Raw genomic sequence first — 15,402 nt, forward strand, 5'->3', positions numbered from 1 at the left:
CAAGTATGGACACTGATCGACTCTCCGCACGGATCGACGGCCTCGACGCCCGGCTCGGACGCATCGAGACGAAGGTCGACGATCTCGACAGGGAGCTCACGAACCTCGCGACGCGGTTCTGGCGCTCGCAGTGACCGACCCGCGGCCTCAGATCGCCACGTCGCCGACGAGGTTGACCTTGATGCCCATGCCGTCGAACATCGCGGCCTTCGCGATCAGCGCCTTGTCCGCGGTCTCGGCGTCGGGCGCGTAGACGAGCTGCGCGTGGTTCGCCTTGTGCCGCGCCATGAACTGGTCGCGCGAGATGCCGTGCAGCACCACATGGGCGATCGGCCACTCCGGGTTCGTGGCGTCCTTCCGGCGCTGCGTCTCCTCCGCCGGCAGCTCGACGACCGACGCCCGGAAGATGTCCGCCTGCAGGACGCCCTCGGCGATGAACACCCGGGAGAGCACGACCTCGCCGGGCTTCGAGACGCCGTTGATCGTGGCGCCGCCCGCGGGGAAGAACACGTGACCCTGGCGCCACCCCTCCGCGTTCTGCCAGCCGCCGAGGTGGGAGGCCGGCACCGAGCCGGAGATCTCGTACACCCACACGAACTGCCCGTCGTAGTCCTCGCCCCAACGGACGTCGTGGAGAGTGTTGTCGGGGACGAGCCCCATCGCCCGCCAGACGCGGTCGGTCACGAGCGCATCGACGGCGACGCCCTCGTCGGCCTCGTTGAAATGCGGGAACGCGCGCCCCTCGTGCAGCACGCGGGAGCCGTCGCGCGAGGTCACCGGCGGGCGCTCGGTGGAGTTCAGGATGCCCTCCGCCAGGTCCGACGCCGGAACGAGATCCTTCAAGCCCTGCTGGTACTGGATGCCGACCGCGTCGAGGCCGAAGTCGTCGGCGATGCGGAGGGCGGCGATGTACATCTTCAGCTGCCACTGCACCTGCTCGCGGGTGAGCTCGGTCGCGGCGTCCTCGCCGTAGCGGAAGGTCATGCCGCGCTCGATCAGCCAGTCGTAGGCGGCGTCGGCCTCCTCCTCGGTGACGTTCAGCATCTCCGCGTAGAGTGCCGACTGCGACAGGCGCTCCTTGTAGATGCCGGTCTGGTTGAGGAGCTCGTCGTCGAAGATGGCGTTGTACATGCCCATGCAGCCCTCGTCGAAGACGCCGATGATGGCCTTCTCGGCGCGCAGCTCCGCGGCGAGCGCCTCGCCGAGCTGCTTCTCCGGGCTGTCCGGCAGTGCGGGGAGCGGACGCACGTGGGAGGCATCGTGGGTGATGGCGCCGGTCTCCGTCCACTCCCGGATGCCGTCGCGGAACCAGTCGTCGGTGAAGTCGACCGACCAGATCGTCGCGTACGGCTTGTCCATCTTCGTCAGGCCCGCGTTGAGGCCGAGGAGGCCGACGAGGCCGGGCCAGTCGCCCGCGAAGTTCGCCACCGTGAGGATCGGGCCCTCGTGCGTGCGGAGGCCCGCGAGCACGTGGTGCGAGTACTGCCAGACGGCCTCGGCGACGATGAGCGGCGCGTCGACGGGGATGTTCTTGAACACCTCGAGACCCATGCGCTGGCTGGAGATGAAGCCGTGACCGGTCTCCGGGTCGACCTCGTTGGCGCGGACGACCGTCCAGCCGAGGTCGTTCAGCACGCCGGTGACCCCGGCCTCGAGCTCGACCTGGGTGGGCCAGCCGGCCGTGTTGGCCGACTCGCGCAGGTCGCCGGAGGCGATCAGGTACGCGGTCTTCGGCGCAGCGGTGGGACGGGATGCCGGGGTGGGCAGGGTGTAGGCGGTCATGAGTTCTCCGGGGTCGAGGGGGTGGGGGATCCGTCGCGCTGGGCGGCGGCGAGTTCATGGACGACGTCCTTCGAGCCGTCGTACAGGCGCACGTAGCGGTCGAAGAGGGCGTCCGCGAAAGGACGCAGCGCCTCGTCCGGGCGGACGGTGTCGGCGATGGGGTTCCAGTCGGTGATCGCGGGCGCGGCCCCGTCGGCGGCCGTGGCGGTCGCCGCGAGGAAGGCGGCCCCGTAGCTCGCGCCGATCGTCGTCTGCGGCACCTCCTGCACGAGCCCGGTGATGTCCGAGACGATCTGCAGCCACAGCCGTCCCTGCGTGCCGCCGCCGACCGCCACGATGCGGCGGATGTCGGCGCCGGCGGCTCGCATGGTCTCGACGTTGTGGCGCACGCCCAGCGCGGTGGCCTCGAGGGCCGCGCGATAGAGGTCTCCTCGGGTGTGCCGGAGAGTGAGCCCGGCGATGACGCCGCGGGCGTCGGGATCCTGGATCGGGGTGCGCTCACCGGCGAAGTACGGCAGCATCAGCAGGCCGTTCGCGCCGGAACCCGACTCCTCCGCCTCGGCGAGCAGCGCCGGGTAGTCGGCGCCGGAGAGGTCCTTCAGCCACGCGGTGAGCGCTCCGGATGTGGACAACCCGCCGGCGAGGTTGCGCGTGCCCGCGAAGGCGCCGGCCGTCGTCCACATCGAGGGCGTGCGGAGCGTCTGCTCCCCGGTCGCGACGAGGAACATCGTCGTGCCGTACATCAGCATGAGGTCGCCGACCTCATGGGCGCCGACGCTCACCGCCTCGGTCCAGGCGTCGATCGTGCCGGTGATGACCGGGGTCCCCTCGGGCAGGCCGGTCAGGTCCGCTGCAGCGGCGGTCACGGTGCCCGCGATCTCCGCGGCCCAGCGCAGCGGCGGCTGCTCGATCGTCCCGGCGAACCGCTGCCACCAGGGGTCGTGCCACTGCTCGCGCTCGATGTCGTACAGCGGCGAGACCTGGCTGGCCGACTGGTGGTCGAGGACGTAGGCGCCGGTGAGCTTGCGGGCCAGCCAGGAGGCGGGCATGTAGAGCCGCCGCGCGCGCTGCCAGGACTCCGGCTCCTCCTCGGTGACCCAGGCGATCTTCGGCCCACCGGCCTGCGAGGTGAGCGTCGAGCCGCCCACGCGGGTGATCTCCTCGACGCCGAGCTCCGCCGTCATGCGCTCGATCTGCACCGTGGAACGGGTGTCCACACCGTAGAGGATCGCGGGGCGCACGGGCTCGTCGTCCTCGTCGGCGAGCAGGACGCACGGGCCCATGCCGCTCACGCCGACGCCCACGACCTCCGCGTCGGGGACCGCGGCGAGAAGGTCGGTGGCCAGTTCGACGAACTCGTCCCACCAGATCCGGCCGTCCATCTCGACCCATCCGGACTGCGGACGGGAGACATCGTGCGCGCGGGTCGCCGTCGCGAGGATCGTGCCGGCGGGGTCCACGAGGACGCCCTTGCTGCTGGACGTGCCGATGTCCACCCCGAGGGTGCAGCGCATGGTCTCTCCTTCGATCCCGACGGGCCGTGCAGGCCTGGACCCAGGCTACGCGAAATCGATTTCAAGGCGCAAGCAGCTGCCTGCTTCTGCACCACGAGGACCGATATCGAGAGTCTCCACAATCTTCGCCTCCGGCCGGAAAAACGCCGGTTCAGCACCGGAATACCGTGACAGCCTGACCCCTCCGATCGAGACTGGAGGCATGCCCTTGAACGACCCGCAGGTATGGACGCTGATCGGCATCTTCGTGACGACGATGCTCGGTGGTATGACCCTCATGACGACGCAGTTCGGTCGCGTGCTCCGTGCGGAGATCGGCGGACTGCGTGGGGAGATGACCGGCGAGATCGGCACCCTCCGCACCGAGATGACCACGGAGATCTCCGGCCTCCGCACCGACATGACCACCGAGATCGCTACCCTCCGCACCGACATGACCACCGAGATCGGCACCCTCCGCACCGAGATGACCACCGAGACCACACGACTACGCAATGAGATCGGCGCCCTCCGCACCGAGATGACCACCGAGATCGGCACCCTCCGCACCGACATGACCACCGAGATCGGCACCCTCCGCACCGAGATGACCACCGAGACCACACGACTACGCAATGAGATCGGCGCCCTCCGCACCGACATGACCACCGAGATCGGCGCCCTCCGCACCGAGATGACCACCGAGATCTCCGGCCTCCGTGCCGAGATGACGACCGAGATCGGCACCCTCCGCATCGACACGACCACCGAGACCGCGGGCCTCCGCACCGATATGACGAACGAGGTCAGCGGACTCCACGGGGCGTTGGCGGCGCTGCACGCAGTGATGATGCGCGAGGTCGGAGGGCTGCGCGCGGCGATGGGTGCGCTGCACGGGGCGATGATCGGGCTGCGTGGCGAGATGATCGGCCTCCGTGGCGAGATGACCGCGCGGCTCGACGGCCTCGATCACCGCCTCGATCGATTGGAGGTGAAGGTCGACGATCTCGACAAGGAGATGACGAACCTCGCGGCGCGATTCTGGCGCTCCCAGTAGCGACGCCCCGTTCAGGCGCGCGCGGCCGCGCGCTGCACCTCGCCGGAGAGGACGATCGTCCGGGCCGGTTGCTCGTCGCCCTTGATCCGATCCAACAGCATCCGCGCCGCCGTCACGCCCATGAGGCGCGCGGGGAGCCTCACGACGGTGACGGCGGACGGCGACAGCGTCGTGAAGGGCAGCGACCCGATCACCGCGACGCCGAGCTGCGGCGGGGTGAGTCCGCGCTCCGTGAGGACCTGGATCGCGCCGACACCGATGAGGTTGTTCCCGGCGACCACCGCGTCCGGCGGCTCCGGCAGCGCGAGGAGCTCCTCCATGGCCGCGCGCCCGCCATCGACGCGGAACGTGGCGAAGCGCTGGAGCGAGGAGAGGTCATGATCGGAATCCGTCGCCGAGAGCGCTTCCCGCCAGCCTTCCGCACGCTCCGCCGCAGTGTCGATGTGCGCGGGGCCACCGATGTACGCGATGCGCCGATACCCGGCGTCGAGCAGGCTCTGCGTCGCTGCGGCGCCCGCCTCCCGGTTGGCCATGACCACACCGTCGATGTCGGCGTCTGTACGACGGTCCACCGCGACGACCGGCCGTCCCGTCGCCCGCACCGGCCCCAGATCCGAGCGCTCGTCCGCCGTCGCGATGATGACGCCCGACATGTTCTCGGCGATCGCGATCCGGAGGTACGTCGCCTCCTTCTCGGCCTGGGCGTCGGAGTTGCACAGCACGACGGAATACCCCGCTTCGGACGCCGCATCCTCCACGCCGCGCGCCATCTCGGTGAAGTACGGGTTCTCGATGTCCGGGATCACCAGGGCGATGACTTCGGAGCTCTGGGTCCGCAGCGTACGCGCCGTCCGGTTCGGGGTGAAGCGCAGTTCCTCGGCCGCCGCCCGCACCGCCGCCGCCTTCTCCTCCGACACGCTCGTGCCGTTGAAGACGCGCGAGACCGTGGCCGGGGAGACGCCGGCCCGCCGCGCGACGTCGTAGATCGTGGCCATGGGCACCCACTGTAACCGGTTTCAGCCTCAGCCCTCCGCGAGGAATCGATCGAGAGTCGTTCCGAGAGCATCAAGCCGGGTCCGAGCCGCCTCCGAGAGCGGTCGGAACGGACGACGGCAGTCCCCCAGCGCTCCCGCACCTCCCGCGCTGCGACCGGAGAGGTACTTCGCCGCGGGGAAGACGTCGATCGCGACGAGCTCGGCGATGACATGGTTGATCCGGCTCTGCACCCGCTGCGCTCCGACCAGGTCGCCGGCGTCGAGGAGGCGCCGCGCCGCCTGGAAGAGCTCGACCTGGAGCCCCACGGTCGTGCCGATCGTCCCGCGGGCACCCGCGGCGAGCGCGGGCACGAACACCTCGTCGAACCCGTTGATGTAGGCCTTGTCGGGGAACGCCGCCTTCATGCGCTCGAGGGCGTACATGTTGTGCGCGGTCTGCTTGAGACCGATCACGCGATCGTCGCCCAGGAGTTCTCCGGCCGTCTCGAGCGTGAACTCGGTCCCCGTGAACTGCGGGATGTTGTAGACGATGAGCGGGAGGTCCACGGCGTCCAGCACCGCGCGGTAGTGGTCGAGGACGGCCTCGATGCCGAAGGAGTAGTAGATCGGCGGGATCATCGAGAGGGCGGATGCGCCGGCGCGCTGCGCCCGCCGTCCGAGTTCGATCGCCTCCCGCGTCGACAGCGCGCCGACGTGGGCGACGACGGGGATGCGCCCCTCGGCGGCGCACACGGCGGTCTCCACCACCGCGGTCCGTTCATCCGCGGAGAGGAGGAGACCTTCCCCCGACGACCCGCAGCAGTAGATCCCCTCGACGCCGCGGGAGACGTAGTCCTCCACGAGCGTCGAGAGCAGTCCGGTATCCACCGCCCCGTCCGCGTCGTAGGGGGTGGCGATCGCGGCCATCAGCACCCCGAGGTCAGCCGCCGTGGTCACCATGCGGTCCACCCCCCGTCCACGACGAGGTTCGCTCCGGTCATGTAGCGCGAGGCATCGGAGAGCAGGAAGACCGCGGCCCCGTTGAAGTCGGTCGCCTCCGCCATCCGCCCGATCGGGATGCGCGCGGTGTAGTTCTGCCGGAAGGTCGCGTCCTGCGTGTCCCGACCGACGCCGGAGGGGGTGAGGGTGTTGACCCTGATGCCCTGTCGGCCCCAGTACGTCGCGCAGTACCGGGTGAGGTTGTACAGCCCCGACTTCGCCGCCGAGTAGGCCACCGGCTTCACGAACGGCACCCCGGTCTGCTCCTCCTTGTAGGCGTAGATGTCCTGCACCGGCGACACCATCCCGTAGATCGAGCCGACGTTGATGATCGAGCCCGGCGTGCCGGCCGCGCGCATCCGGGCGCCGGCGGCCTGCGTGACGAGGAAGGTGCCGACGAGGTTCACGTCGACCACCTCCCGGAACACCTCGAGGGGGAAGTCCTCGAACGGCCCGGAGACCTCGGGCGGCGCGCTCGGCTGGGTGTCCAGACCGGCGTTGTTGATCACGCCGTCCGGCGCCGCACCCCACGCCTCGACGATCGCGTCGAGGCCGGCCTCGACGCTGTCCTTCGAGACGATGTCCACGGAGACGCCGAGCAGGCGCGGGCTGTCGGCGATCTCGGGGAACGTCTCCTGCAGGCGTGCGGCGTCGACCGTGCGCGATGCCACGGCCACCCGGGCACCGCGTCCGTGGAGCTCCCGGACGAAGGCCGATCCGATCTGGCCGAGGCCGCCGGTGACCAGGATGATGCGGTCGGTGAGGTCGAAGATGTCCGTCATGTCGTTCGTCTCCCTCAGCTCACCGCGTGCCGCGCGAGGTTCTCACGGTCGTACTCCAGGCCGTTCCCCGGCGCTCCGGTCGGGACGAAGAACCCGTTCTGCGGCCGCTGCGGCACGATGACGCCGAGGTCGCTGAGCGTGCCCCCGTCCGTCATCTCGCCGAACAGGGCGTTGGGCACCGCGCAGAGCACGTTCGCCGTGAGCTCCATCACGAAGTGCGGCGTCATCGGGGCGTTGTACGCCCGGCCCAGGGCGGCGATGTCCATATAGGGCGTGATGCCGCCCACGCGACCGACGTCGGCCTGGATGAAGTCGCACGCGTCGGCGAGGAGGTACTGGTTGAACTGCTGGAGCGTGTAGACGTTCTCGCCCAGCCCGATCGGGATCGGCGAGCGGGCCCGGAGGCGGGCGTGCGAGGCGACGTCGTCCACGCGCAGCGGCTCCTCCACCCAGTAGAGGTTGAGGTCGCGGAACCGGGTGACCGCCCGGACCGCCTCCCCGTACGTCCATCCCTGGTTGGCGTCGACCATGAGCGGATACTCGCCGACCGCCTCGCGGATCTTGGTGAGCCGGTAGACGTCCTCCTCGAGGTCCGGCTTGCCGACCTTGACCTTCCCGGCGGCGTACCCGTCGGCCTTCCATTCCTTGACCTGCTCGACGACCTCCTCGGCGGACAGGTTGAGGTTGATGCCGCTGCCGTACAGTGCGACCCGGTCGCGCACCTGGCCGAGGAGCTTCGCGAGCGGCTGCTCGTAGTGCAGCCCCAGCAGGTCCCACAGCGCCACGTCGATCGCGGCGAGGGCGAGGGTGGTGGTCCCGCCGGGGCCGTTGTCGCGCAGGTGCTGCCAGGAGTGCTGCCAGACGGCCCGGGGATTGACCTCGCGGCCGATGAGCGTGGGGATGAGCTCGCGCAGCGCCGCCATCATCATCTGGCCGCCGACACCGGAGGTGTGGCTGAAGCCGGTGCCGACCAGCCCGGTGTCGGTGGTGATGTCGGCGAGGATGATCTCGATGTGGGTCACCCGATGGATCTGGTCTCCCCACGGCCCCTTGGGGAGGGGGATGCGGGAGAGCTGGAGGTCGATCGATTCGATTTTCATGCGTGGTCCTTCCGAGACGACGAGGAGGGGACGGGAGCTTCAGCCCTTGACGGCACCGGCGGCGAGACCGGCGACGAGGCGCTTCTGCACGAGGAGGAAGCCGACGACGACGGGGAGCACCGAGAGCACACCGCCCGCGGTGAGGAGGTCCCACCGGATCTGGTACTCGCCGATGAACAGGTGCAGCCCGACCGGCAGGGTGCGCGTCGCCGTCTGCGAGGTGAAGGTGAGGGCGTAGAGGAACTCGTTCCAGGTGAGGATGAACGCGTAGGTTCCCGCCGCCACCATCCCCGGCCGCAGCAGGGGCAGCAGGAGGATGCGGACGATCTGCGCGGACGAAGCCCCGTCGATCTGACCGGCCTCCTCGATCTCCCGGGGGATGGAGTCCGCGAACCCCTTGAGCAGCCAGGTGGCGAACGGCGTGGCGAACGCGGCGTGCACGAGTGCGAGACCGAGCGTCGTGTCCATCAGCCCCATCCCGCGCAGCTGCCCCTGCAGCGAGATCACGAGCAGCACGGCGGGGAACATCTGCGCGAGCAGCAGCCCGATCATGACGGCTCCGCGGCCGCGGAAGTCGAACCGCGACATCGCGATCGCGGCGCCGGTGGAGACGACGAGCGTGACCGGGACGGCGATCGCGGCGACGGTGAGGCTGTTCCGCAGATAGGTCAGGAACGGCGTCGTCGACAGCAGCTCGGCGTAGGACGCGGTCGTGAACTCGGAGGGGATGAGGTTCGCTCCGGCACCGGCGAGCTCGTCCCGGGGCGTGAGCGACGTCAGCAACATGACGATGTAGGGACCGAGCACCATCGCGAGCACGCCGAGGAGGGCGATCGCGAAGCCGGTCCGTCCCGCGAGACGGCCGAAGCGGACGGGAGCGGTCGTCGCACTCATCGCGTGGTGTCCTTCCGGGTGAGGCGCACGTAGAGCGCGATGAAGACGGCGAGGAACAGGGCCTGGATGACGGCGTACGCCGCGCCGGCGCCGAAGTCGCTGGCCTTGTAGGTCGTCAGATAGGACTCCAGCGCCAGGGTCGTCGAGGAGGTGCCCGGACCGCCGCCGGTGAGGATGAAGATGAGGTCGACGTAGTTCGAGGTCCAGATCAGGCGCAGGAGCGTCGTGATGAGGATCGTCGGGAGGATGGCGGGCAGCACGACGTGGCGGAACACGCCGACCGGGCCGCACCCGTCGATCTGCGCCGATTCCTTGAGCTCGCCGGACACGCTCTGCAGTGCCGCGAGGATCATGATGGCGAAGAGCGGGATCCCCTGCCAGACGTCGATCATCACGAGCGTCGGCAGCGCGGTGCTGTTCTGCGAGAGGAACTCGATCGGTGCGTCGATGATCCCCGCGTTCAGCAGCCACTGGTTGAGGACGCCGTTGTTGGGATCGAGGATCCACTTCCACATCAGCGCGACCAGGACGCTGGGGGTCGCCCACGGGATCATGATGAGCCCGCGGTACACGCCCCGCAGGGGGAAGCGGTTGTTCAGCATGAGCGCAAGCGACAGCCCGCCGATCAGCTGGAGCGCGACAGCACCGAAGGTCCAGAACGCCGTGCGGCCCAGCGTGGGGACGAACTCCGCGGTACCGATGACGCTGGCGAAGTTCTGGAACCCGACGAACTCGAGCACGCCGGTGAAGACGCTCACGTCGTTGAACGAGAACCAGATCGAGCGGACGAGCGGGTACCCGGCGAAGACCGCGACGAGCACGATCGCCGGCGCGAGCAGGACGAGGGGGGCGACCGAGCCGCGGCGCGCACGTCGCCGGGGCCGGGTCACCGGCCGGCGCGGGGCCGGCCGGCCGGTGACGACCGCTTCCGTGAGGGTAGAGCTTGCCATGTCGGTCCTCAGCGCAGCACGTCGGACATCTTCGTCAGCACGTCCTGGCTGCTGATCTCGCCCTGGAACGCCTGCTGGATGAGCGGGTTCCACTCCTTCGCGGCGAGCTCGGCCACCCCCTCCAGCGCCGGCCACGTCTTGGCGGTGGGGATCGCGTCGACGGCGACCGCGAGCTGCGGGTCGGACGAGTACGCCTCGGTGTCGATGACCGACTCGAGCACCGGCAGCTGACCCTGCGGCGAGGCGGAGATCTTCTCCATCTGCGCCTCCTCGCTCAGCCAGGAGATCCACTCCCAGGCGGCGTCCTTCTTGTCGGAGCCCTCGAGGATGACGTTGCCGCTCATACTGCCGAGCGTCGCGCCGGGCTCGCCGTCGGCCGTCGGGATCGGGACGACGCCGAGCTTGTCGCCGAAGACCCCCTGCAGCTCCTTCAGGGAACCCGGGTGGTGGATCATCATGCCGGTGAGGCCCTCGACGAAGTTCGTCTTGACGTCGGCGAAGGCGGCCGTGATCGATCCGGGGGGCGCCGCCTGCAGGTCGGTGACGATGCGGAGGTAGTCCTCGTTCACCGCGACGCCCTTCGCGTCGTCCAGGACGACCTCGCCGGAGTCGTCGACGACCGACGCCCCGCCGGCGTACATCCACGCGAGCCACTGGTCCTGTCCGCCCGCACCGCCGCGGACGTCGATGCCGTACCTGCCGTCACCGGTGAGGGCGGCCGCCGCGTCGAGGAGGTCCTGCTGGGTGCGCGGAGCCTCGAGCCCGAGCTCCTCGAAGTAGTCCGTGCGGTAGTAGAGGTAGAGCGTCGTGTACTGGTGGGGCAGCATGTACACCGCGTCCTCGCCGGGGAGCTGACCCGTCGCCCAGAGCGAGTCGACGACGTCGTCCGAGGCGTCCCAGCCGTCGACGTACGAGGTGAGGTCGGCGATGGCGCCCTGCGGCGCGAACTGCCCGAGCCACCAGTCCTTGCTGCGGGCGGCGTCCGGACCGGTGCCGTTCATCGCGGAGGACACGAGCTGGTTCTGGTACTGGTCCAGCGGGATCGTCTCCAGCACGACCTTCACGTCGTCCTGTGCGCCGTTGAACTCGTCCGCGAGCTCTGTCCAGGTGGGATCGGTCGCGTCGTCCTGCCAGAGCCAGTAGGTGATCTCGACAGGGCCGTCCCCTTCCCCGGACGGGGCGCTGCCGGCACAGCCGGTGGCGAGGGCGACGACGCCGAGGGCGGCCAGGGCGGGGAGGATTCGGGTGGATCTCATGATGCGTACTCCTTCGTCGATCAGATGAGGGTCATGCGAAATCGATTTCAAGACGGGTGCGACAGAATGCGCCGCTGCGGGGAGGGTCAGACCGGCAGCGGGGCCGTGGTGCCGAAGTCGATGTCCGGATAGCGGTTGCGGACACCATAGAAGTGGGCGTCCAGCTCGTGGACGGCCCGGCGGGTGTCGCCGGCCTCGATCGCATCGATGATGCGACCGTGCATCGCGGCGATGGCGGGATCCTCCTCGACGGGCTCCTCGCGCCGCGCGGCGGCGAAGACGACCCAGAAGGACTGCAGGAACTGATCCACGAACGCATTGCCCATCGGCGCGAGCAGCCCGCGGTGGAACTGCTGGTCGAGCTCGGCGAAGCTCTCGTTGCGCAGGGCGCGCTCCACCATCTCCTCCGAGAGCAGCCGCAGACGGGCCAGGTCGCTCGGCTGCAGGCGCGGGATGACCAGAGGGAGCAGAGACGTCTCCAGCGCGTGACGCACTTCCAGGAGCTCGCGGGTGGCAGCCTCCGGGTCGTCGACGAAGCCGATCCAGCGGGTGGCGAGATCGGCGGCGCGGAATCCTCGCCAGACCCGGCGCGCCCCTTGCCGGGACACCACGATGCCGAACGCCTCGAGGACGCTGAGGGCCTCGCGGATACGCTGCCGTCCCACCTCCAGCACGGCGCCGAGCTCGGCCTCGGTGGGCAGCGGGTCGCCGATCTCCAGCCCGGAGCGCTGCAGGTGCTGAGCCAGACGTCGCGCGAGCGCGTCCGACAAGTCGGACCCGGTGACCTCGATCTTGTCTGACATGTTCCGTTCGCTCCTTCGCGACATCGGCGGAATTCCCGCTCTTGAGCCTAGACAGTCCGTGCACCTGTCGTCAAGTGGCCATCCAGTTGCTCTCACTTGTCAGACAAGCAAGCGAGCGGATACGCAGAGATGCCGCGACCCGAAGGCCGCGGCATCCCGTCCGTGCGTGTCCCGGATTCGCGTCAGCGGTGCGCGGCGACAACCTGCGCGACGGACGCCCGCTCGTCGGCGGAGGGCTCGGCGATGGCCATACGGCAGTGCGTGTCCACGACGTCGAGCACGCGGTACGCCTCCTTCATGCGCGCCATGTCGCCGCCGATGAGCGCGACGACGTCGTCCACGGCGGCCTGTGCCGCGGCGATGGCATCGGCATCGCCGGAGCGTCCGGCGTCGGCGAGGGCGCGGAACGGCTTCGGCGTCACGGACGAGACACCAGAGACGACGCCCTGCGCGCCCGCTTCGACGGCTGCGATGAGGTCACGGTCGGCGCCGGTGTACAACTCGAAGTCGGCCGGCACCACCGCGCGGTACGCCGCGATGTCGTCGAGCGAGAGCTCGCTCACCTTGGCCCCGACCACGTTCGGCAGGGCGGCGATGCGCACGAGCAGCTCCGGCGAGACGGGGTTCCCGCTGCGCGCGGGATAGATGTAGACGTAGAGGCGCCCCTCCCCCACGGCTGCCGAGACGGCGCGGTAGTAGTCGAGGATCGCGTCGTCCGTGGCACGCAGGTAGTAGGGGGTGAGGGCCGCGAACTCCGTGGCCCCCAGCTCCTTCGCGATGCCGACCAGGCGCACGGCCTCGAAGGTGCTCGGCTGTCCGACGTGCACGATGACGCGCATCCGGTCGGCCAGCTCCTCCAGCGCGGCACCCACGAGCGCCCGGAACTCGCCCGCGTCCACGGCGGGGAACTCGCCCGTGGTGCCGAGGACGAAGGCGCCCTCGTTCCCCGAGTCGGCCACGAACCGGAAGATCGCACGCGACCCGTCGAGGTCGAGGGCCCCGTCGCGGTGGAACGCGGTCGGGACGGCGGTCAGGATGTCGTAGCGGGTCACTTCTCGGTCTCCTCGGGGGTCGTGCTCTTGCGGTTCTTGCGGTCGGCGCGTCCCCGGCGCGCACCGGCGTCGACGTTGCGGACGGTGGAGGTGAGCAGGTCGGGCTGCGCCGCGAGCTCGTCGTGTGCCTTCTCGATCTGCACGATGCTGTCGGTGTGGAGGATCGAGTCCTCCACCGAGGCCCGCTCTGCCCGGGGCGTGCGGGCGGCGCGGATCGCGGGCATCACGATCGACAGCACCGCGAGCGCGAGCAGGACGAGGGCGATCGGGCTGACGACCTCGAAGAACGGCCGCGTCGGCAGGATCGCCAGCGTGCGGGCGAGGTTCTCCTCGGCGAGCGGACCGAGCAGGAGACCGAGCACCACGGGTCCTGCCGGGACCTGCATGCGCTTGAGCAGCACGCCGACCACACCGAAGACGAGCATCGTGACGACCGTCGACAGGCTGTTCGAGGTGGCGTACGTGCCGATGATGCAGAAGATGAGGATGCCGCTCCACAGATACGGCTGCGGCACGTCGAGCAGCTTGACCATGCCCTTCATCCGCACGAGGCTCAGCGCGAGCGACAGGAGGGTCGCGACGAGCATGATCCCGACGATCGAGACGACGAGGTCGGGGCGGTTGGTGAACAGCGTGGGCCCGGGGGTGATGCCCCAGATGATCATCGAGCCGATCATCACCGCCATCACGGAGTCCCCGGGGATGCCGAGTGCCATCGTGGTGGTCAGCGAGCCGCCGAGCGTGGCGCTGGAGGCGGTGTCGGACGCGGCGACGCCCTCGATCGATCCCTTGCCGAACATCTCCGGGTGCTTCGACGCCTTGCGCGCCCGCTCCCAGCCGATGAGCCCGGCGATGTCGCCGCCGGCCGCCGGGATGAGGCCGACACCGAGGCCGACCGCGCCGCCGACCGCGGTGGCCCGTCCGCTCTGCTTCAGCTCCGCGCGGTTCGGCCACCACCGCCCGAGGCTCGAGATCGGTCGGACGTGCGACTTCCGGTGCGTGAGGAGCTGGTCGAACAGCTCGGCGATGCCGAAGAGGCCGATGATGACGGCGATGAAGTTCACGCCCTCGACGAGTTCCAGCACACCGAACGTGAAGCGCTGGTCGGCCGTGGCGGCGTACGTTCCGACACTGCCGAGCATGAGTCCGAAGAGGCCCGCGAGGATGCCCTTGAGCATCGACTTGGACGAGATGCCGATCATGATCGCGATGCCGAAGACGACGAGCGCGAACAGCTCGGGCGACTTGAAGTAGTCCCGGGCGAAGCTGGCGATCGGCACGGCGGCGACGGAGAAGAGCACGAGCGAGGCGAGGATGCCGACGGCCGACACGATCGCGGAGATCGTCAGCGCGAGACCGGCTCTGCCCTGTTTCGCCATCGGATAGCCGTCGAGGGTGGTGGCGATGGAGGCGGGAGTCCCCGGGGTGTTGATGAGGATGGACGGCACCCGGTCGCCGAAGTTCGCCGCGACGTAGATCGTCAGCAGCACCGCGAGGCCCTGCACGGGTTCGAGGGTCATGGTGAAGCCGGCCGCGAGCGCGACGGCCATGGTCGCGGTGATGCCCGGGAAGGCGCCGACCATGAAGCCGAGGACGAGGCCGACCGCCATGTACAGCAGGATCGAGATGTCGAGGAGCGAGTTCAGCCCCTCCAGGAGCGCGTTCACAGGGGGATCCTCAGGAGCATGCCGAAGACGACGTAGACGAACGCCGTGACGGCGGCGGAGTAGATGACGAGGCTCAGCCAGCGGCGGTGGCCGTAGAGGAGCATCAGTGCGGCCATGAGCAGGGCGCAGGCGATCGGGAAGACCTCGATCCGGTAGCCGAAGAGGATGACCGAGCCGAGGGACCAGAGTGCGATGAAGGCACCGGCGATCGCGATCGTCGCGACCACCCGGAGGACGCCGCCCGGCTGGATGCGCTCGAGGTCCTCCCGCGTGGGTGCCGGTCGCGTGATCGCCACGGCGAGCAGGGCGATCGCGATCACGACGCCGGTCACGCCGATGACGAGCGGCCAGAAGCGCGCGTCGATCTGTCCGGGGGCGGCCTCGCGGCGCAGCGGGATCTGCGTGGCGAGGAAGAGGTAGCCGGCGGTGATCGCGAGGGCGACGGCGGCGAACGCGATCTCGAGGGGTCGCGAGGCGGTCGCCCCCTCGTAGCCGCCCGGCGCGGCCGACTCGGCCGCGGTGTCGGGGCTGGTCATGGTGCTCCTTCGTCGGAGGACGCGGCGGGGTCGGCGCGTGCCGACCCCACCGGAGGT

15 protein-coding genes are annotated in these 15,402 nt (G+C 69.7%); 2 read left to right on the top strand and 13 right to left on the bottom strand.

Features of this window, described 5'->3' with window-relative positions; genetic code table 11:
• Nucleotides 1-5 precede the first annotated feature (5 nt).
• Nucleotides 6-134 carry a hypothetical protein gene (locus tag B7W94_RS18450; protein ID WP_301178375.1) on the top strand — a complete coding sequence of 43 codons (129 nt, stop codon included), beginning with the start codon at nt 6-8 and terminating at the stop codon, nt 132-134.
• Nucleotides 135-147: 13 nt separating this feature from the next.
• Here B7W94_RS18450 and B7W94_RS05135 read toward each other — a convergent pair whose 3' ends face one another.
• On the bottom strand, nt 148-1,782 hold the full coding sequence (locus tag B7W94_RS05135) for a fucose isomerase (protein WP_085605071.1): 1,635 nt from the start codon (nt 1,780-1,782) through the stop codon (nt 148-150).
• A complete protein-coding gene (locus tag B7W94_RS05140) occupies nt 1,779-3,296 on the bottom strand; it encodes an FGGY-family carbohydrate kinase (protein WP_085605074.1) in 1,518 nt (505 codons plus the stop codon). The genes B7W94_RS05135 and B7W94_RS05140 overlap by 4 nt, the downstream gene beginning before the upstream one ends.
• 202 nt (nt 3,297-3,498) lie before the next feature.
• Between B7W94_RS05140 and B7W94_RS17880 the strand changes: the two genes are divergently transcribed.
• The gene (locus B7W94_RS17880; RefSeq protein ID WP_139833261.1) at nt 3,499-4,332 is read left to right on the top strand and encodes a coiled-coil domain-containing protein; all 834 of its coding nucleotides are present in this window, start codon (nt 3,499-3,501) and stop codon (nt 4,330-4,332) included.
• 11 nt (nt 4,333-4,343) lie between these two features.
• Here the strand turns inward: B7W94_RS17880 and B7W94_RS05150 are convergent, their stop codons facing one another.
• The 11 genes from B7W94_RS05150 to B7W94_RS05200 form a co-directional block, all read right to left on the bottom strand.
• Nucleotides 4,344-5,327 (bottom strand): LacI family DNA-binding transcriptional regulator, encoded by a 984-nt coding sequence (locus B7W94_RS05150; protein ID WP_085605077.1) that lies wholly within the window; start codon nt 5,325-5,327, stop codon nt 4,344-4,346.
• Between the two features lie 27 nt (nt 5,328-5,354).
• Entirely contained in the window at nt 5,355-6,266 is a 912-nt protein-coding gene (locus B7W94_RS05155) for a dihydrodipicolinate synthase family protein (protein ID WP_085605342.1), read from the bottom strand.
• A complete protein-coding gene (locus tag B7W94_RS05160) occupies nt 6,260-7,087 on the bottom strand; it encodes an SDR family oxidoreductase (RefSeq protein WP_085605080.1) in 828 nt (275 codons plus the stop codon). Before B7W94_RS05160 ends, B7W94_RS05155 begins: the two co-directional genes overlap by 7 nt.
• Before the next feature lie 14 nt (nt 7,088-7,101).
• Nucleotides 7,102-8,187, bottom strand: a complete 1,086-nt coding sequence (locus B7W94_RS05165) for a mandelate racemase/muconate lactonizing enzyme family protein (protein WP_025102648.1) — start codon at nt 8,185-8,187, stop codon at nt 7,102-7,104.
• 39 nt (nt 8,188-8,226) lie between these two features.
• Complete coding sequence (locus B7W94_RS05170; protein WP_085605084.1) at nt 8,227-9,081, bottom strand: carbohydrate ABC transporter permease; 855 nt, start codon at nt 9,079-9,081, stop codon at nt 8,227-8,229.
• Nucleotides 9,078-10,031 carry a carbohydrate ABC transporter permease gene (locus B7W94_RS05175; RefSeq protein WP_085605087.1) on the bottom strand — a complete coding sequence of 318 codons (954 nt, stop codon included), beginning with the start codon at nt 10,029-10,031 and terminating at the stop codon, nt 9,078-9,080. Before B7W94_RS05175 ends, B7W94_RS05170 begins: the two co-directional genes overlap by 4 nt.
• Nucleotides 10,032-10,039: 8 nt before the next feature.
• Nucleotides 10,040-11,287, bottom strand: coding sequence for an ABC transporter substrate-binding protein (locus B7W94_RS05180; protein WP_085605090.1), 1,248 nt, complete (start codon nt 11,285-11,287; stop codon nt 10,040-10,042).
• An 86-nt stretch (nt 11,288-11,373) separates the two neighbouring features.
• The gene (locus B7W94_RS05185) at nt 11,374-12,090 is read right to left on the bottom strand and encodes a FadR/GntR family transcriptional regulator (protein ID WP_060921604.1); all 717 of its coding nucleotides are present in this window, start codon (nt 12,088-12,090) and stop codon (nt 11,374-11,376) included.
• Nucleotides 12,091-12,272: 182 nt separating this feature from the next.
• Nucleotides 12,273-13,142: a dihydrodipicolinate synthase family protein gene (locus B7W94_RS05190; protein WP_085605096.1), complete on the bottom strand. Its 870-nt coding sequence runs from the start codon at nt 13,140-13,142 to the stop codon at nt 12,273-12,275.
• The gene (locus B7W94_RS05195; protein WP_085605100.1) at nt 13,139-14,809 is read right to left on the bottom strand and encodes a tripartite tricarboxylate transporter permease; all 1,671 of its coding nucleotides are present in this window, start codon (nt 14,807-14,809) and stop codon (nt 13,139-13,141) included. Before B7W94_RS05195 ends, B7W94_RS05190 begins: the two co-directional genes overlap by 4 nt.
• Complete coding sequence (locus tag B7W94_RS05200; protein WP_025102656.1) at nt 14,806-15,345, bottom strand: tripartite tricarboxylate transporter TctB family protein; 540 nt, start codon at nt 15,343-15,345, stop codon at nt 14,806-14,808. The genes B7W94_RS05195 and B7W94_RS05200 overlap by 4 nt, the downstream gene beginning before the upstream one ends.
• Nucleotides 15,346-15,402: the final 57 nt, after the last annotated feature.

Origin of the sequence: Microbacterium sp. LEMMJ01 (assembly GCF_002114135.1) — a bacterium.
Classification (GTDB): Bacteria; Actinomycetota; Actinomycetes; order Actinomycetales; family Microbacteriaceae; genus Microbacterium.